This window comes from Thauera mechernichensis (assembly GCF_029588855.1).
In the GTDB taxonomy this organism is placed as follows: Bacteria; Pseudomonadota; Gammaproteobacteria; order Burkholderiales; family Rhodocyclaceae; genus Thauera; species Thauera mechernichensis.
Window position 1 is genome coordinate 308677 of sequence record NZ_JARQZE010000003.1, and the last position, 17486, is coordinate 326162.

General features: G+C 66.8%; 19 protein-coding genes and 1 riboswitch. Of the genes, 12 read left to right on the plus strand and 7 right to left on the minus strand.

From position 1 onward, the window contains the following. Positions 1 to 23: 23 nt before the first annotated feature. From P7F68_RS06400 to P7F68_RS06415, 4 genes are read right to left on the minus strand one after another with little or no spacing between them, the layout of a single operon-like run. Complete coding sequence (locus P7F68_RS06400; RefSeq protein ID WP_002937937.1) at positions 24 to 971, minus strand: branched-chain amino acid ABC transporter permease; 948 nt, start codon at positions 969 to 971, stop codon at positions 24 to 26. Continuing rightward, on the minus strand, positions 971 to 1840 hold the full coding sequence (locus tag P7F68_RS06405) for a branched-chain amino acid ABC transporter permease (RefSeq protein WP_002937940.1): 870 nt from the start codon (positions 1838 to 1840) through the stop codon (positions 971 to 973). Before P7F68_RS06405 ends, P7F68_RS06400 begins: the two co-directional genes overlap by 1 nt. Positions 1841 to 1851: 11 nt before the next feature. Continuing rightward, positions 1852 to 2556, minus strand: a complete 705-nt coding sequence (locus P7F68_RS06410; RefSeq protein WP_002928777.1) for an ABC transporter ATP-binding protein — start codon at positions 2554 to 2556, stop codon at positions 1852 to 1854. After that, positions 2556 to 3401: an ABC transporter ATP-binding protein gene (locus P7F68_RS06415; protein ID WP_232431560.1), complete on the minus strand. Its 846-nt coding sequence runs from the start codon at positions 3399 to 3401 to the stop codon at positions 2556 to 2558. The genes P7F68_RS06410 and P7F68_RS06415 overlap by 1 nt, the downstream gene beginning before the upstream one ends. 322 nt (positions 3402 to 3723) lie before the next feature. Here P7F68_RS06415 and P7F68_RS06420 point away from each other — a divergent pair, with 322 nt between their 5' ends. The 3 genes from P7F68_RS06420 (at position 3724) to P7F68_RS06430 (ending at position 5677) form a co-directional block, all read left to right on the plus strand. Continuing rightward, positions 3724 to 4491 (plus strand): ABC transporter ATP-binding protein, encoded by a 768-nt coding sequence (locus P7F68_RS06420; protein ID WP_002928775.1) that lies wholly within the window; start codon positions 3724 to 3726, stop codon positions 4489 to 4491. Continuing rightward, entirely contained in the window at positions 4481 to 5206 is a 726-nt protein-coding gene (locus P7F68_RS06425; RefSeq protein WP_277831652.1) for an ABC transporter ATP-binding protein, read from the plus strand. Before P7F68_RS06420 ends, P7F68_RS06425 begins: the two co-directional genes overlap by 11 nt. Positions 5207 to 5284: 78 nt before the next feature. After that, positions 5285 to 5677 carry a rhodanese-like domain-containing protein gene (locus P7F68_RS06430; RefSeq protein ID WP_002928773.1) on the plus strand — a complete coding sequence of 131 codons (393 nt, stop codon included), beginning with the start codon at positions 5285 to 5287 and terminating at the stop codon, positions 5675 to 5677. A gap of 15 nt (positions 5678 to 5692) precedes the next feature. Here P7F68_RS06430 and P7F68_RS06435 read toward each other — a convergent pair whose 3' ends face one another. From P7F68_RS06435 to P7F68_RS06445, 3 genes are all read right to left on the minus strand, one after another. Further along, positions 5693 to 6886 carry a multidrug effflux MFS transporter gene (locus P7F68_RS06435; protein ID WP_277831654.1) on the minus strand — a complete coding sequence of 398 codons (1194 nt, stop codon included), beginning with the start codon at positions 6884 to 6886 and terminating at the stop codon, positions 5693 to 5695. Positions 6887 to 7011: 125 nt separating this feature from the next. After that, the gene (locus P7F68_RS06440; RefSeq protein WP_277831656.1) at positions 7012 to 8514 is read right to left on the minus strand and encodes a YifB family Mg chelatase-like AAA ATPase; all 1503 of its coding nucleotides are present in this window, start codon (positions 8512 to 8514) and stop codon (positions 7012 to 7014) included. An 89-nt stretch (positions 8515 to 8603) separates the two neighbouring features. Next, complete coding sequence (locus P7F68_RS06445) at positions 8604 to 8861, minus strand: accessory factor UbiK family protein (RefSeq protein WP_002928770.1); 258 nt, start codon at positions 8859 to 8861, stop codon at positions 8604 to 8606. Between the two features lie 271 nt (positions 8862 to 9132). Here P7F68_RS06445 and P7F68_RS06450 point away from each other — a divergent pair, with 271 nt between their 5' ends. The 9 genes from P7F68_RS06450 to P7F68_RS06490 all read left to right on the plus strand — a co-directional run bounded on the left by P7F68_RS06450 (position 9133) and on the right by P7F68_RS06490 (position 17479). Further along, on the plus strand, positions 9133 to 9894 hold the full coding sequence (locus tag P7F68_RS06450) for a TorF family putative porin (protein WP_002928768.1): 762 nt from the start codon (positions 9133 to 9135) through the stop codon (positions 9892 to 9894). A 63-nt stretch (positions 9895 to 9957) separates the two neighbouring features. Further along, entirely contained in the window at positions 9958 to 10296 is a 339-nt protein-coding gene (glnK, locus tag P7F68_RS06455; protein WP_002928762.1) for a P-II family nitrogen regulator, read from the plus strand. A gap of 13 nt (positions 10297 to 10309) precedes the next feature. After that, the gene (locus P7F68_RS06460) at positions 10310 to 11659 is read left to right on the plus strand and encodes an ammonium transporter (protein WP_002928761.1); all 1350 of its coding nucleotides are present in this window, start codon (positions 10310 to 10312) and stop codon (positions 11657 to 11659) included. Positions 11660 to 11757: 98 nt separating this feature from the next. Further along, on the plus strand, positions 11758 to 12096 hold the full coding sequence (gene glnK, locus P7F68_RS06465; protein WP_002928757.1) for a P-II family nitrogen regulator: 339 nt from the start codon (positions 11758 to 11760) through the stop codon (positions 12094 to 12096). A 117-nt stretch (positions 12097 to 12213) separates the two neighbouring features. Next, positions 12214 to 13440, plus strand: a complete 1227-nt coding sequence (locus P7F68_RS06470; RefSeq protein WP_277831834.1) for an ammonium transporter — start codon at positions 12214 to 12216, stop codon at positions 13438 to 13440. A 351-nt stretch (positions 13441 to 13791) separates the two neighbouring features. After that, positions 13792 to 13891: riboswitch (guanidine-I (ykkC/yxkD leader) on the plus strand. A 59-nt stretch (positions 13892 to 13950) separates the two neighbouring features. Next, entirely contained in the window at positions 13951 to 15027 is a 1077-nt protein-coding gene (locus P7F68_RS06475; protein WP_277831662.1) for a putative urea ABC transporter substrate-binding protein, read from the plus strand. 97 nt (positions 15028 to 15124) lie between these two features. Next, positions 15125 to 15940 carry an ABC transporter permease gene (locus P7F68_RS06480; protein WP_277831664.1) on the plus strand — a complete coding sequence of 272 codons (816 nt, stop codon included), beginning with the start codon at positions 15125 to 15127 and terminating at the stop codon, positions 15938 to 15940. Then, positions 15937 to 16725 (plus strand): ABC transporter ATP-binding protein, encoded by a 789-nt coding sequence (locus tag P7F68_RS06485; protein ID WP_277831666.1) that lies wholly within the window; start codon positions 15937 to 15939, stop codon positions 16723 to 16725. Before P7F68_RS06480 ends, P7F68_RS06485 begins: the two co-directional genes overlap by 4 nt. Positions 16726 to 16735: 10 nt before the next feature. Then, the gene (locus tag P7F68_RS06490) at positions 16736 to 17479 is read left to right on the plus strand and encodes an urea amidolyase associated protein UAAP1 (RefSeq protein WP_002937961.1); all 744 of its coding nucleotides are present in this window, start codon (positions 16736 to 16738) and stop codon (positions 17477 to 17479) included. Positions 17480 to 17486 lie beyond the last annotated feature (7 nt).

The window sequence follows — 17486 nt, forward strand, 5'->3', positions numbered from 1 at the left end:
CAGGCACCAGGGCCGGGCGGGCTTCATCGTCGGGACGATGCAGCGCCAGCCTGGCGCTCGGGCAGGATGCCCTCCGGCCGGAAACGCAGCACCAGCTGCAGCGTCAGGCCGATGATGAACACGCGTGCGTACTTGGCCTGGATCGCTACCTCGGTGGGCAGACGGTCGGTGAGCAGTTCGGACACCGACCAGATGATCCAGATCGCCGCCGCGCCAAGGATGGCGCCGCGGTTGTTCCCGGAGCCGCCGAGGATGAGCATGATCCAGATCAGGAAGGTGGCAATCATCGGGTCGATCGCCTCGGGCGTGATCGAGCGATTGAAATGCACGAACAACGCGCCCGCCAGGCCCATCAGCGCCGAACCGAAGACGAAGGCCTGCAGGCGGCGGTCCGCCACCCGCTTGCCCATGGCAGCGGCGGCGTTCTCGTTGTCGCGGATGGCCCGCATCATGCGGCCCCAGGGCGCATTAACCTGGCGCTCGACGAGCATGTAGGCAAGCAGCACCAGCACCACAACGATCGCCAGGAAGGCCAGCTGCGACTGCATGTAGGGCAGCTCGCCGAAGGGCCGCGGGATTCCGGTGATGCCGCGCACGCCGCCGGTGAGCCAACCTTCGGTACGGATCACCAGGCGGATGATCTCGGCGATGCCGATGGTGGCAATCGCCAGATAGTCGGAGCGGAAGCGCAGGCAGATCTTGCCGATCGGCCAGGCGATGGCGGCGGCGACAAGCATCGCTGCCACCCAGCCCAGCACCATCGGCAGCTCGAAGCCGCCCAGGCGGTGCGCTGCCGGCAGGCTGGTGAGGATGGCCGAAGTGTAGGCACCGATGGCGAAGAAACCGGCGATGCCGGCATTGAACAGACCGGTGAAGCCCCACTGGATGTTGAGCCCGAGCGCGAGCAGGGCGTAGATGCCGATGAGGATGGCCATGAAGACCGCGTAGTTGGCGAGACCGAGCAGATCCATCAGAGCACCTTGCCGTTGAGCAGGCCGCGCGGGCGGACGAGCAGGATGAGCAACAGCAGCGCAAAGGCGGTTGCCGCCTTGTACTGCGCCGGCAGGATGAAGATCGACAGCTCCTCGGCGATGCCCACCACCAGGCCTCCGAGCACCGCGCCCTCGACCCGCCCCACCCCGCCGACGATGGCGGCGGCGAACATCGGCAGCAGCAGCTGCCAGCCCATCATCGAGTGCAGTTCGGTGTTGATGCCGAGCATGAAGCCCGAGGCCGCGCACAGCGCGCCAACGATGGCCCAGGTCAGCATCGTCACCTTGCGGTTGTCCACCCCGGACAGACGGGCCAGATCGGGGTTGTCGGACATCGCTCGCATCGCCTTGCCCCACTTGGAGTGACGCAGGAAGAGCGCGAGGCCGACCACGATCAGCACCACCGAGGCCAGGGTGTAGAGCTCACGCGGACGCAGCAGGATGCCGAAGTAGGAATCCGGTCGTACGATGCCGGTGGCGTAGGTCTTGGGATCCACGCCCCACACCACCTGCACCACCGAGCGCAGCATCAGCGCCACGCCCAGCGAGGCCATCACGGTAACGATCTTGGGCCGCGCCTTGAGGTAGTCGTAGAAGGCCTTGTCCACGCCGATGGCCACGACCGCGGTCGCCGCCATCGCCACCGGCAGCGCCGTCCATGGGTCCATGCCACCGGCGACGAGGGCGAGCGCGATGAAGGCGCCCAGCGTGGCCATGTCGCCATGGGCGAAGTGGGCGAAGCGCAGGATGCCGAACACCAGCGTGATGCCGATGGCGCCGACCGCGTAGATGGAGCCGAGGACGATGCCCGGCACCAGGTAGAAGTTGAGGAAATCGAGCAGGGGCATGATTCGTCCTGTCAGCCGCCGAGGAACATCTCGGCCACTTCACGATCGGCGAGCAGGGCCTGGCCCGTGCCCTCGTGGCGGTTGGCGCCGGTTGCCAGCACGTAGCCGCGGTCGCAGAAGGCCAGCGCCTGCTTGGCGTGCTGCTCGACCAGCAGGATGGACACGCCGGCGTCGCGTACGTCGCGGGTGATCTGGAAGATCTGCTCCATGTATTTGGGCGAAAGGCCGGCAGTGGGCTCGTCGAGCAGCAGCAGCTTGGGGTCGAGCATCAGCGCGCGGCCCATCGCCACCATCTGGCGCTGGCCGCCGGAGAGATCCCCCGCCAGGTTCCTGCGTTTGGCCTTGAGGTCGGGGAAGAGGCCATAGACGCGGTCGTAGGCGGCCGAGAGGTCGCCGCCGCGCAGGAAGGCACCCATTTCGAAGTTCTCGTGCACCGTCATCTCGCGGAACACGTTGTCCACCTGCGGCACGTAGCACACCCCGCGCTGCACGATGCGGTTGGGCGCCCAGCCGGTGATGTCCTCGCCGTCGAACACGATCGCCCCGCCACGCACGTTGAGCAGCCCGAAGACGGCCTTCATGGCGGTAGATTTACCGGCCCCGTTGGGGCCGACGATGACGACGATCTCGCGCTCGGCCACCGTGATCGACACGCCCTGCAGGATGTCGGCGTCGCCATAGCCGCCACGCACGTCCTTCATGTCGAGCAAGGGCATCACAGGTCCTCCTTGTGGAGTTCCTGCTCGCGCAGCTGCTCGACCTTGGGGTCGTGCTCGAACTCATTGCGCTCGATGGCCGAGGGCGTCTCGCCGAGATAGGCCTCGAGCACGCGGGCGTCCGAGCGCACGGTATGGAAGTCGCCCTGGATCAGCACCTTGCCTTCGGCCATGCACACCACCGGCTGGCACAGCTTCTCGATCATCTCCATGTCGTGCTCGATGAGGATGAAGGTGTAACCCCAGTCGCGGTTGAGGATGAGGATCTTCTCCTCGAGCTTGCGCAGCAGGGTGCGATTGACGCCCGCAGCAGGCTCGTCGAGCAGCACCAATTTGGCGTCGGTCATCATCGTGCGCCCCAGCTCGAGCAGCTTCTTCTGGCCGCCGGACAGGTTGCCCGCACGCTCGTCGGCGACGTGGCTGAGTTCGAGGAAGGCGAGCGTCTCGTCTGCCTTGCGGCGCACGGCCTCCTCGACGCGCTGCACCTTGCCCCAGGACAGCCAGTTGGCGAACAGATCCTCCCCCGGTTGCGCGGGCGGCACCATCATCAGGTTCTCGCGCGCAGTGAGACGGCCGAACTCGTGCGGGATCTGGAAGGTGCGCACCAGGCCCTTGTGGAAGAGCGCGTCGGTCGACAGCGGAGTGACATCCTCGCCCAGGAAGCGGATCGTGCCGGCCGTGGGCTGCAAGGCGCCGGCGATGAGGTTGAACAGGGTCGTCTTGCCAGCGCCGTTGGGGCCGATGAGCCCAAGGATCTCGCCCTCGTTCACCCTCATCGTACAGCCGTCGACGGCACGAAAGCCGCCGAAGGCTTTGACCAACCCATCCACTTCAAGCATAAGCATTCCTTGCTTGCGCGTAGCTCGCCCCGATGGGGCGGCGAAGGGCCGCTGCGACTGCTCACGCTGGTCACGACGGCAAAGTCTTTTTACCATCCGGTTACGATTCACGACTCTACAACAAGCCCCAGGGGGCGAGAAGTCAGGGCCAACCGCAAGAGAATGCCGCTGCCAGACCCGTGCATCCGCACGCCCCACGCCCCTGAACGCTGGCCACCTCGATGCCGCTTCCATTCTTGCCGACCGCCATGCGTACCACCACCACGGGCAAGCCCGGCGCATGCCGCCCCCTTGCGACCTGCCCGCGCCCGCCGCGGAGTCGCGGCGCATGAGCCTGCTGCACGCGTGCAAGGTCAGCAAGCGCTACGGCGGCCTGCAAGCGCTGGACGACATCTCGTTCGAAGTCGAACAGGGTGAGATCTTCGGGCTGATCGGCCCCAACGGCGCCGGCAAGACCACCCTGTTCAACCTGCTCACCGGCAGTGAACGTGCCGACAATGGCCACTTCACGCTTGGCGGCGAGCGCCTGCCTGCAGGCCCGCCGCATGCCGTTGCACGCTGCGGCATCGCCCGCAGCTTCCAGAACACCCGCCTGTTCCGCGAGCTGAGCGTGCTCGAGAACGCCATGGTCGCCGCCGACGCCCGAGCGCGGACCGGGTTATGGGCCACCCTGGCGGGGACGCGCGCGGCGCGTGCCGAGGAGGCGGCCTGCCGCGCCAGCGCCCTGCGCTGGCTCGACTATGTGGGCATCGCGCACCTTGCCGACGCCGCTGCCGGCACGCTGTCCTATGGCGACCAACGCCGGCTGGAGATCGCCCGTGCGCTCGCCGGCCAGCCACGCCTGCTCGCGCTCGATGAACCCGCGGCGGGCATGAACGCCACCGAGACGGGCGTACTGAAACGCCTGCTCGAGCGCATCAGGGCCGACGGCGTCACCATCGTCCTGATCGAGCATGACATGAGCCTGGTCATGGCAGCGTGCGACCGCATTGCCGTACTCGACTTCGGTCGGCTGATCGCGCAAGGCACACCCGCAGCGGTGCGGCACGACCCCGTCGTGATTGCCGCCTACCTGGGAGGCAGTCATGCAAGGTGACCGCACGCTGCTGCAGGTCGACGCGCTGACCGTCGCCTACGGCGGCATCGAGGCGGTGAAAGGGGTCTCATTCACCATCTGCGAAGGCGATCGCCACTGCCTGATCGGCGCCAATGGCGCGGGCAAGAGTTCCACCCTGGCCGCCATTGCCGGGGCCACGCCGCTGGCTGCAGGGAGGCTGCGCTTTGCGGGCGAAGACATAGACAAGCTGGAAGCCCACGCGCGCGTGCGCCGCGGCATCGCCCTGGTGCCCGAGGGGAGAGGGCTGTTCGCGCGCCTGACGGTGGCCGAGAACCTGCGCCTGGGCGCCTATGCGCGTAACGATCGCCACGGCATCGAGGCCGACCTCGACAAGGTCTTCACCATGCTGCCGCGGATTCACGAGCGCCTGCACCAGACCGCCGGCACACTCTCCGGCGGCGAGCAGCAGATGCTCGCCATCGCCCGTGCACTCATGTCGCGCCCGCGCCTGCTGCTGCTCGACGAGCCTTCAATGGGGCTGGCGCCACGCATCGTCGACACCGTGTTCGAGGCGCTGGACTCGGTGTCGACAGCCGGACTGGGGATCCTGCTCGTCGAGCAGAATGCCCGCCTCGCGCTCGAATTCGCCGCGCAGGGGCACGTGATGGAGAACGGCCGCATCGTCCTCAGCGGGCGCAGCCCGTCCCTGCTCGAGGACACGCGCGTACGTCGCGCCTATCTCGGCGGCGACTAGTGCAGGACGTGGATGCGCCGCGACCCGTATCCGTTGTTCAGAATATAATCCTTCACCCACGGAGCCGGAGCCCTGCACATGCAACACATCACGCCGAAGGAAGCCCATGCGCTGCTGCAGTCCAGGCCGGACGCACTGCTCATCGACGTCCGCAGCGAGATCGAATACCTCTTCGTCGGCCATCCGGTGGGCGCCATCCATGTGTCGTGGAACGACGGCCCAGACTGGGAGGTGAATCCGAACTTCGTGGGCGAGGTCAAGAAACTCGCCGGCAACGGCGGCCACCGCCCGATCCTGCTCATCTGCCGCTCCGGCAATCGCTCAGAAGTCGCGGGCGAGGCGCTCGAACAGGCGGGCTTCACCACCGTCTACAACGTCAGCCATGGCTTCGAAGGCGAACTCGACGCCAACCACCACCGCAACTCGGTCAATGGCTGGCGCTTCGACGGCCTGCCCTGGGCGCAGTGCTGAGCGCACGGCCCGCACTCACAGCGTCGCCTGGCGCCTCCGCCACATCCACAGCAGCCAGCACGACACACCGAGCCCCACGAACAGCGCCATGCCTGTGGCAAGACTGAGCGTACTCGTCCACAGCAATGGCGCCACCACGCCCGCCAGCAGCGCATTGATGCCGATCTGCATGAAGCTCTGGCAGCTCGACGCCATGCCGCGACGCGCCGGAAACAGATCCAGGGCGAGGATGTTCAGTGTCGGCGTGGCAATCGACATGCCGCAGCAATAGAGGCCGACCGCAAGCACGATCCAACGCTCCGCCCCAGGCAAGCCCGCGGACACGAGCAGGTTTGCCAGCACGGCCACGAACATGAGGGCAAACCCCGCCCCAACGGTGCGCCCCGGCCGCCAGACCCCGGCCATGCGCTCCGAGAGCAGCGAGCCGAGCATCATCCCGCCCACTGCGGGGCCGAACAGCCAGATGAACCCCGTCGTACCCAGGCCAAGGTGCTCGAGGATGAACACGGGCGCGGACATGACGTAGAGGAAAAAGCCGCAGAAATTGAGTGCGGCAGTCAAGCCGAGCAGCACGAAGGCCGGGCTGCCGAAGACCGCCCGGTAGCCGCGCAACAGTTGCGCCGGGTGCAGCGACTGGCGCTCCGCCACCGGCAAGGTCTCGGGCAGCAGGCGCCAGGTCGCCAGCGTGAGCGCGATACCGAACACGGCCAGGAAGATGAAGATCGAGCGCCAGCCGGCGAGCGCAAGGAGGGCAGCGCCCACCAAAGGCGCGATCGCCGGCGCAAGGGCGAAGATGAGCATCACCCTCGCCATCAGACGTTGCGCCTGTGCCCCCTCATGAACATCGCGCACCACGGCACGGCCCACGACAACGCCAGCGCCGCCGCATACGCCCTGCAGGACGCGCCCCAGCCACAGCCACTCGATGCTGGGCGCGACGGCACACAGTATCGAGGCCAGGGCGAACACCGCGGTCAGCACGAGCAGCACATGCCGGCGCCCATAGCGGTCGGCCAGCGCACCGTGCCACAGCACCATGCCCGCCAGCCCCAGCATGTAGGCGCTCAGGGTCTGCTGAACCTGGATCGCTGTCGCCTCGAGATCGGCGCCGATCCGCGGAAAGGCAGGCAGGTAGGTGTCGATCGAAAATGGGCCGATCGCGGACAATGCCGCGAGCAGCCAGGGCAACCAGAGTGCGTTGGCAGGCATGGAAGGAGTCAGCCGGATGCGGGAAGGAGGCACACAGCCCGTGTGAGGCGGTGCGCGTACGGCATCCAGGTCGGTTCGGGAACAAGGACACCAGCTTAACCCAGTGCGGGGGCGGGCGCCCGCAATCAGCGCCCATCGACGCTGCGCCGGTACTGGATGGCCTCGGCCACCTGCGCGGATCCGGGCTGAGCCAGGCCAGCCAGGTCGGCGAGCGTGCGCGCGACGCGCAGGATGCGGTGATAGGCACGTGCGGACAGGTTGAGGCGGCTCATTGCCTGCTTGAGCAGGCCCGCCCCGGCGGCGTCCGGTGTGCACCAGCGCTCCACCTGCCCCGGCTCGAGGCGGGCATTGACCGTGCCCTGGCGTTCGAACTGACGCGAGCGCGCCGTCGCCACGCGTGCGCGCACCGCGGCCGAATCCTCCCCCGGGCTGGCGCTGGCAAGCTCATCGTGCGCGATCGCCGGCACTTCAACGCTGAGGTCGATGCGGTCGAGCAGCGGGCCGGAGATGCGCGCGCGATAGCGCGCCACCTGCTCAGGCGTACACACGCAGGCGCGATGCGGATGGCCGGCATAGCCGCAGGGGCACGGATTCATCGCGGCCACCAGCTGAAAGCGGGCCGGAAACTCAGCGCGCTTGCGCGCACGCGACACCGTCACCGTGCCGCTCTCGAGCGGCTCGCGCAAAGCCTCGAGCACACGGCGATCGAACTCCGGCAGCTCGTCGAGGAAGAGCACGCCGTTGTTTGCCAGCGAGATCTCGCCTGGCCGCGGCATCGCCCCGCCGCCAACGAGCGCGGCAGCCGATGCGGTGTGGTGGGGCGCCCTGAAGGGCCGCTGGCGCCAGCGCGCGGGATCGAAGCTCCCTTCGAGCGAGAACAGCGCGGCGCTCTCGACCGCCTCCGCCTCGGTCATCACCGGCAACAGCCCCGGCAGACGCTGAGCGAGCATCGACTTGCCCGTGCCGGGCGGGCCGAAAAGCAGGATCGAGTGCGCACCTGCTGCTGCCACCTCAAGCGCGCGACGCGCCTGCAACTGACCACGCACGTCGGCGAGGTCGGGCATGCCGTCGCGTAACGCTGTCTCGGGAGGCCGTGATGCCGCACGCTGCAGCACGGTATGGCCATTGAGGTGAGCGCACACCTCAAGCAGGCTGGCGGCCCCCAGCACGAAGGCATCCTGGGCAAGCACGGCCTCGGCAGCATTGTCGGCCGGCAGCACCAGCTTACGGCGCGCACGTGCTGCGGCCAGCGCCACCGCCAGCACGCCACGCACGCCGCGCAGGCCGCCGGTCAGCGACAGCTCGCCACAGAACTCGATGCCGTCAAGGCTCCCATCAGCCACCTGACCGGACGCGGCCAGGATGCCAACGGCAATGGCGAGATCGAAGCGCCCGCCCTCCTTTGGCAGGTCGGCAGGCGCGAGATTGACGGTGATCCGGCGTTGTGGGAACTCGAACTGCGAGGTCTGGATCGCGGCGCGCACACGATCACGCGCCTCGCGCACCTCGGTATCGGGCAGACCGACGAGGTTGAATGCCGGCAGGCCGTTGGCCAGGTGCACCTCGACCATGACCTCGTGGGCTTCGAGGCCGTCGAGCGCTCGACTACGCACCAGCGCAAGGGACATGCGGTTCTCCGGACTGGACGGAGCGCCAGTCTAGCGGAGAAGCAAAAAATGACAAAAAACTATTCCGGACAGATCGATCCGGAGTGTGGTCAAACGCTGCGGTCAGCCTCTGCGGCAAGCAGACGCTCGAGCTCTGCCACCCGCTGTTCAAGTTCGGCGAGCTTCTGGCGGCTGTGGGCGAGCATCTCGCGCTGCACCTCGAACTCCTCCCGCGTCACCAGTTCCAGCTTGCCGAACGCGCTGCCGATGAGCGCCTTGGCGTTCTTCTCGATGTCGCGAACCGGGCTGTTGGCGGCGAGCTCGGAGAGCTTGGCGCCGATTTCGTCAAGGATGCGGGGAGTGCTCATGGTGGCCTGCCTGAAACGTGAGGAATGGCGCGAAGTCTAGCACGCCGCCCGCGATGCACCAGAAGCTGGCAGTCACGACCCGGCTCGACGCACCAAGTCGGTGCATGCCGAGCCATTCTCGTGCATGAATCCGTGCGGCAGCGCAGCAAAACAACGGCTGCGCCCCCCCAATCATCCTGATAACTTCATATTTAACAATCACTTCAGTTTGCTGGCACACGCCGTGCTTTGGGATCAGCGTCAAAACCCGAAACCCGCTCAGGAGTTCATCATGCGCAAGTCCCTTCTCACCACCGCCCTTCTTGCCGCACTGCCCTTCGCAGGCGTCGCCCATGCCGGCGACGGCCCCATCAGCGCCAACCTGACCATCACCACGGACTACGTCTTCCGCGGCATCACCCAGTCGCAGGGCAAGCCTGCACTGCAGGGCGGCTTCGACTACGCGCACGAGAGCGGGCTCTACATCGGCACCTGGGGCTCGAACGTCGGTTGGGTCGACGACATCGCCAAGACCAACAACAGCCTCGAGCTCGACCTCTACGTCGGCTATGCGGGCGAAGCAGGCCCCTTGTCTTACGACGTCGGCGTGATCCAGTACTACTACCCGGGCGACAAGATCGCCGGCACGCCGTCGCCGGACTCGACCGAGGTCTACCTGTCGCTGGGCTGGCAGTTCCTCGAGCTGAAGTACTCGCACGCCGTCTCCAAGCACCTGTTCGGGTGGACGGGCACGAATGGCGAGAAGACCCGCAACAGCAACTATCTGGAGCTCAACGCCGAGTACGAGGTCGCCCCGACCTGGACCTTGTCGGCGCACGTCGGCCACCAGCGCATCCGCAAGAACAGCGATGCGACCTATACCGACTGGGGCCTGGGCATCAGCAAGGACGTCGGCTTCGGCACCGTTGCATTCAGCTATTCGGACTCCGACGCCAATGGCAGCTGCGCACTTGGTCAGCCCTACTGCTTCGGCAGCAATGGCAAGAACGCGGCCGGCGACCGCTACGTGCTGTCCTTCACGAAGGAATTCTGATCCCTCGCGGCCCGGACACCCGCTTCCGGGCCGTTTGCGAGAACCATGACAGAGGCAAGCCCCATGAAACTCATCGCTGCCATCATCAAGCCGTTCAAGCTCGACGAAGTGCGCGAAGCACTCTCGGCCATCGGCGTGCAAGGCATCACGGTCACCGAGGTCAAGGGCTTCGGCCGCCAGAAGGGCCACACCGAGCTCTACCGTGGCGCCGAGTACGTCGTCGACTTCCTGCCCAAGGTCAAGGTCGAGGTCGCGGTTACCGACGACATCCTCGACCAGGTGCTGGAAGCCATCGAGAAGTCCGCCGCCACCGGCAAGATCGGCGACGGCAAGATCTTCGTCTTCGATCTCGAACAGGCCATTCGCATCCGCACCGGCGAGTCCGGCACAGATGCGCTCTAAGGGAGAACATGCAATGAAGCGAATCCTGACCCCCCTGCTGGTGGCCACGACCGCCAGCCTTGCCGGCCCCGCGGTGGCCAGCGAATCAGAGGTACTCAAGCACGTCTTCGAGCTGCAGTACGCCATGGACACCTTCTACTTCCTGGTGTGCGGCGCCCTCGTGATGTGGATGGCAGCGGGTTTTTCGATGCTCGAGGCCGGCCTGGTGCGCTCGAAGAACACCGTCGAGATCCTCACCAAGAACGTCGCCCTGTTCGCCATCTCCTGCATCATGTACCTGATCTGCGGCTACGCGATCATGTATGGCGGCGGCATCTTCCTGTCAGGTATCGACGGTGGCGACAAGCTCGTCGATGAAGCCTTCCAGGCCTTCGCAGAACGCGAGGACGGCTTCGGCGGCGACTCGATCTACTCCGGCGCTTCCGACTTCTTCTTCCAGGTCGTGTTCGTCGCCACCGCGATGTCGATCGTCTCCGGCGCCGTTGCCGAACGCATGAAGCTGTGGGCCTTCCTGGCCTTCGCGATCGTCATGACCGGCTTCATCTACCCGATGGAAGGCTCCTGGACCTGGGGCGAGAATGACGTCCTCGGCCTGTACAACCTGGGCGACCTCGGCTTCTCGGACTTCGCCGGCTCGGGCATCGTGCATATGGCCGGTGCGGCTGCCGCGCTCGCCGGTGTGATGCTGCTCGGCGCCCGCAAGGGCAAGTACGGCCCCAACGGCGAGGTACGCGCCATCCCCGGCGCCAACCTGCCGCTGGCCACGCTCGGCACCTTCATCCTGTGGATGGGCTGGTTCGGCTTCAACGGCGGTTCGGTGCTGAAGCTGGGCGACATCGCCAACGCCAACTCGGTGGCCATGGTGTTCCTCAACACCAACACTGCCGCAGCCGGTGGTGCGGTAGCCGCACTGATCGTCTCCAAGCTGATGTTCGGCAAGGGTGACTTGACCATGCTGCTCAACGGCGCGCTCGCCGGCCTGGTGGTGATCACCGCCGAGCCTTCGACCCCGACCCCGCTGGTGGCAACCCTGTTCGGCGCCGCAGGCGGCGTGCTGGTGGTGCTGTCGATCACCTTCCTCGACAAGCTCAAGATCGACGACCCCGTCGGTGCCATCTCGGTGCACGGCAGCTGCGGCCTGCTCGGTCTGCTGCTGGTGCCGGTCACCAACGGCGATGTCAGCTTCATCGGCCAGATCGTCGGTGCCCTGACCATCTTCGTGTGGGTCTTCGTGTGCAGCCTGATCGTGTGGAGCGTGCTCAAGGCGGTGATGGGTATTCGCGTCACGGCCGAGGAAGAGTACGAAGGCACCGACCTCACCGAGTGCGGTCAGGAAGCCTACCCCGAGTTCGTGACGAAGTAAGCATCAGCCAGCAAGCCTCACCCGGCAGGCGTCGCCTGCCGGCTCGCAAACCGCAGGGCGGGGCGCTACGGCGCCCCGCCCGCGCACCGGAGAAGACCATGAAGTTCATCACCGCGATCATCAAGCCCTTCAAGCTCGACGAAGTCCGCGAAGCACTGTCGGCCATCGGCGTGCAGGGCATCACCGTCACCGAGGTCAAGGGTTTCGGCCGCCAGAAGGGCCATACCGAGCTCTACCGTGGCGCCGAGTACGTCGTCGACTTCCTGCCCAAGGTGAAGGTCGAGGCAGCAGTCGACGACAACGTGCTCGACCAGGCTCTGGAAGCCATCGAGAAGTCCGCTGCCACCGGCAAGATCGGCGACGGCAAGATCTTTGTCTTCGATCTCGAGCAGGTCATCCGCATCCGCACCGGCGAGACCGGTACCGATGCCCTGTAAGCGAGCACACCCAAAATGAAAACAATCCATACGCTGCTGTCTGCAAGCCTTCTTGTCGGCCTGCCCGCCGTCTCCGGCGGCGCCCTCGCCCAGGAGGCGGCCGAAGCCGCCGTCGAGGTGCACAAGGGCGATGTCGCCTGGATCATGACCGCGACGCTTCTCGTGCTGATGATGGCCCTGCCCGGCCTGGCGCTGTTCTATGGCGGCCTGGTGCGCGCAAAGAACATGCTGTCGGTGCTGATGCAGGTGATGACCGTGTTCTCGCTCAACGCACTGCTGTTCGCCGTCTATGGCTACAGCCTGGCCTTCACCGAGGGCACCCCCTTCATCGGCTCGCTCGACAAGGCCTTCCTGTCCGGCGTCACCATCGACTCGCTCGCCGACACCTTCACCGACAACGTGAAGCTGCCCGAATTCGCTTTCATCGCCTTCCAGGCCACCTTTGCCGGCATCACCGGCGCACTCGTCGTCGGCGCCTTCGCCGAGCGCATGAAGTTCTCGGCGGTGCTGATCTTCTCGGTGATCTGGTTCACCTTCTGCTACCTGCCGATCTGCCACATGGTGTGGGGTCCGGGCGGCTACCTCCTGGAGGACGGTGCGCTCGACTTTGCCGGCGGCACGGTGGTGCACATCAACGCCGGTATCGCTGGCCTGGTGGGCGCCTACATGGTCGGCAAGCGCATCGGCTTCGGTCGCGAATCGATGGCACCGCACAGCCTGACGCTGACGATGGTCGGCGCTTCGCTGCTGTGGGTGGGCTGGTTCGGCTTCAATGCCGGCTCCAACCTCGAGGCCACCTCGGGCGCGGCGCTCGCCTTCATCAACACCTTGTTCGCCACCGCCGCCGCGGTGCTGGCCTGGTCGCTGGCCGAGGCCCTGCTCAAGGGCAAGCCCTCGATGCTGGGCGCGGCCTCGGGCGCGGTCGCCGGCCTGGTCGCCATCACCCCGGCCTGCGGCTCGGTGGGTCCGATGGGCGCGATCGTGATCGGCACGCTGTCCGGCTTCATCTGCCTGTGGGGCGTCAATGGCCTCAAGCACATGCTGGGTGCCGATGACGCCCTCGACGTGTTTGGCGTGCATGGCGTGGGCGGCATCGTCGGCGCGATTCTCACCGGCGTGTTCGCTGCGCCCGCCCTGGGCGGCACCGGCGGCGAGGACTTCGCCATGGGCGCCCAGGTGTGGATCCAGACCTGGAGCGTGATCGTCACCATCGTGTGGTCGGCAGTGGTCGCCTTCATCGCCTACAAGATCGCGGACATCCTGGTCGGCCTGCGCGTGCCCGAAGAAGAGGAGCGCGAGGGCCTGGACATCACGGCGCACGGGGAGTCCGCTTATCGCAGTTGAGCCGCAAGGCCAAGCACTTCACCTGCGGGACCGCTCTCCTCCGGTCCTGTTTCGAGCGGCGCCCTGCGGGGCGCCGCTTTTTTCCTCCCCCTGCACTCGCCGAGTTGCCGGCTGCGACACCCGGCATGCGCAAGGTACACCTTGATGCGGGCAGATCCCGGCGTGGTGCAGACGCCAGCCGGCACCATGCTCGAGCACGATGCACCAAATCAGTGCAGCCAGTATTGATCTTGACCGATGTTAGCCACGAAACGCCCCGCAAACACAGGTCATTGGGAGCTGGCACGATCCTCGCTTTATGTTGACCATGCAGGAGCGGCGCCTAAGCACGGACGTCGCACAGCACAATCTGGAATGGATGACTAGGGTTCCGGCCCGCGCGAGCGGGTGGCTGGTCCGAGAGTCATCGACCTCTGGCGAGGTTACACGGCGGGATAAAAGCCCGGGAGAACGCACCGTCACCGGTGATGTGCCGCTCCCGCCCGACCCGATAACCGCACGGAGGTTCTCATGACCCAGTTCCGCACCCTTGCAGCAGCCGCAGCGGCTGCGCTTACGCTGTCCCTCGCCGTGGCCACGCCCGCCCAGGCCGCGCCCAAATCCAGCTTCAAGGTGTGCTGGACGATCTACGCTGGCTGGATGCCCTGGGAATACGCGGCCTCGAGCGGCATCATGGCCAAGTGGGCGGACAAGTACGGCATCAAGATCGACGTCGTGCAGGTCAACGACTACATCGAGTCGATCAACCAGTACACCGCGGGCGGCTTCGACGCTTGCGCCATGACCAACATGGATGCGCTGACGATCCCGGCCGCAGGCGGCGTCGACTCCACCGCGCTGATCGTCGGCGACTTCTCCAACGGCAACGATGGCATCGTGCTCAAGGGCGAGGGCAAGACACTGGCCGATCTGAAGGGCCTGCCGGTCAACCTGGTCGAGCTCTCGGTCTCTCACTACCTGCTCGCCCGCGGGCTCGAGTCCGTCGGGCTGAGCGAGCGCGACATCAAGGTGGTCAACACCTCCGATGCCGACCTGGTAGCCGCCTTCGCCACCTCGGGGGTACAGGCGGTGGCGACCTGGAACCCGTTGCTCGCCGAGGTCACCGCCATGCCCAAGGTCAGCAAGGTGTTCGACTCCAGCCAGATCCCCGGCGAGATCATCGATCTGATGGTGGTCAATACCCGCACCCTGGGCGACAACCCGGCTCTTGGCAAGGCATTGGCCGGCGCCTGGTACGAGGTCATGTCGGTCATGAGTGCCGACACCCCCGCCGGGGAGGCGGCGCGCACCCATATGGCCGCAGCGGCGGGCACCGACCTCGCCGGCTATGAAGCCCAACTCGCCGCCACACGCATGTTCTACTCCGCCGCCGAGGCGCTGGCCTTCACCGAAAGCGCGGCGCTGCCGGCAACCATGACCAAGGTCGCCGAGTTCAGCTTCAAGCACGGCCTGCTCGGCGAGGGCGCACGCAGCGCCGACGCAGTGGGCATGAGCTTCCCCGGCGGCACCACCGGCAACGCCGCCAACGTGAAGCTGCGCTTCGACCCGACCTACATGCGGATGGCCGCCGACGGCAAGCTCGACTAACGCTTCCGCCCCGGCACGCTTGCCCCGCGCGCCTGCAGCCCCGGCTGCATGGCGCAGGCGGCGGCCGCCCCCTAGCCTTGGAGCCACGGAGCCCCCGATGCGCCTGATCAACCGAAAACCCGGCCCCAGCTGGCGGATCAGCCTGGCGATGCTGCCCTTCGCCCTGCTGCTGGTCGCCTACCTCGCCGGCTCGGCCGCACGCCTGGCCGAGAACCCGCAGGACAAGCTGCTGCCCAGCGTGGTGCAGATGGCCGACGCCGTCGAGCGCATGGCCTTCAAGGAGGATCCGCGCAGCGGCCGCTACCTGCTGTGGGACGACACGGCCGCGAGCCTGAAGCGGCTCGCCATGGGGCTGGCCATTGCTGCGGCACTCGGCCTCAGCCTGGGCATCCTCGCCGGCAGCCTGCCGCTGTTCGGCGCCGCGCTGTCGCCGCTGCTCACCGTGGTGTCTATGATTCCACCGCTGGCCATCCTGCCGGTGCTGTTCATCGTGTTCGGCCTGGATGAGCTATCCAAGGTAATGCTGATCGTGCTCGGCATCACCCCGGTGATCGCCCGCGACCTCGAACAGCGTGCGCGAGAGATCCCCGCCGAACTGCTGATCAAGGCCCAGACCCTGGGCGCCAACACCTGGACGCTGATCCTGCGCGTGGTGCTACCGCAGTTGCTGCCGCGCCTGCTGATCGCGCTGCAGCTGGCGCTCGGTTCTGCCTGGCTGTTCCTGATCGCCGCCGAGGCGATCGCCTCCACCGACGGCCTCGGCTACCGCATCTTCCTCGTCCGCCGCTACCTGGCCATGGACGTGATCCTGCCCTACGTGGCATGGATCACGCTGCTCGCCTGGCTGATGGATCTCGGCCTCAAGCGTCTGACCCGTGTCGCCTTCCCCTGGTACGAAGGAGGTCGAGCATGAGCTTCATCCAGGTGCGCAATGTCTGGCAGCAGTATGGCGACCAGACGGTGCTCGAAAATCTGCGCCTGGACATCGGCCAGGGCGAGTTCTGCGCCCTGGTCGGTGCCTCCGGCTGCGGCAAGTCCACCTTCCTGCGCATGCTGCTCGGCCAGGAGCGCCCGCACAGGGGCCAGATCCTGCTCGACGGCAAGCCCCTGGTGGCCGAACCCGACCCCAGCCGCGGCATCGTCTTCCAGCGCTACTCGGTCCTGCCGCACCTGAGCGTGCTCGACAACGTCGCCCTCGGGCTGGAGTTGCCGCGCGCCCCCTTGCTTGGTCGCCTGTTCGGCCGCGCCAAGGCCGAGGCGCGCACGCAGGCCGCGCAGCTGCTGCGCCGCGTCGGCCTCGACCACGCGCTCGACAAGTACCCCAGCCAGCTGTCCGGCGGCATGCAGCAGCGCCTGGCCATTGCCCAGGCGCTGATCATGAAGCCGCGCATGCTGCTGCTGGACGAGCCCTTCGGGGCGCTCGACCCCGGCATCCGCAAGGACATGCACGCGCTGCTGCTAGAGCTCTGGCAGGAGACGGGGCTCACCGTGCTGATGGTCACCCATGACCTGTCCGAGGGCTTCACCCTCGGCACCCGCCTGCTGGTGTTCGACAAGGTGCGCAACGACCCGCAGGCACCCGGCGCCTACGGCGCCCGCATCACCTACGACCTCCCCCTCAACCTCGACCGCCGCGCCACCCGCGAGGCCGTCGCCGCGCTGCCCGCCCATGTGACTGGCGCGCTCAAGACCGCATGACGAGTTCCCCATGACCAACACGCTCACGCCCCACGCCACCCCGCTGCCCTACCCTGCGCTGCACGAGGAAGTGCTGCCCGGTGGCGGCCACCGCTCCTTCATCCTGCGCCGCGGCCGGCTGCTGCGCCTCACCGATATCGAGGGCGGCGCCAACGTCAGCATGCTGCTGTTCAACGCTTTCGAGAAAACCGAACGCCTGAACCTGCCCGACTCGCTCAAGTGCCAGCACACCGCCAGGCTCACCCGTGGCCATTGCCTGTATTCGGACATGGGCCGCGTGCTGGCGGCCATCACTGCCGACACCACGGGCTGGAGCGACAGCCTGGGCGGCGTGTTGAATGCCGACGAAGTGCGCGCGAAGTACGGCGACGGCCCCTACCAGAGGCTGCGCAACGCCTGCCACCGCAACGGCACCGACAACCTGCTGGTGGAGCTGGGCAAGTGGGGCATGGGGCTGGAGGACCTGCTGATGGTGCTCAACCTGTTCTCCCGCGTCAGCGTGGATGCGGCGGGCGGCATGCACTTCGTGCCCGGCAACAGCAAGCCCGGCGACCATATCGAGCTGTATGCCCCGATGGACACGCTGGTGGTGATGACCGCCCTGCAGCATCCGATGGATCCGTCGCCAGACTACGCGCCCAAGCCGGTGCGCCTGAGCTGGATGCAGGCCGACCCATCCATCGCCGAACACTGCCGGACCTCGCGCCCGGAGAACGTGCGCGGCTTCATCAACACCGAAAACCTCTACCTGTGAGGGCCGC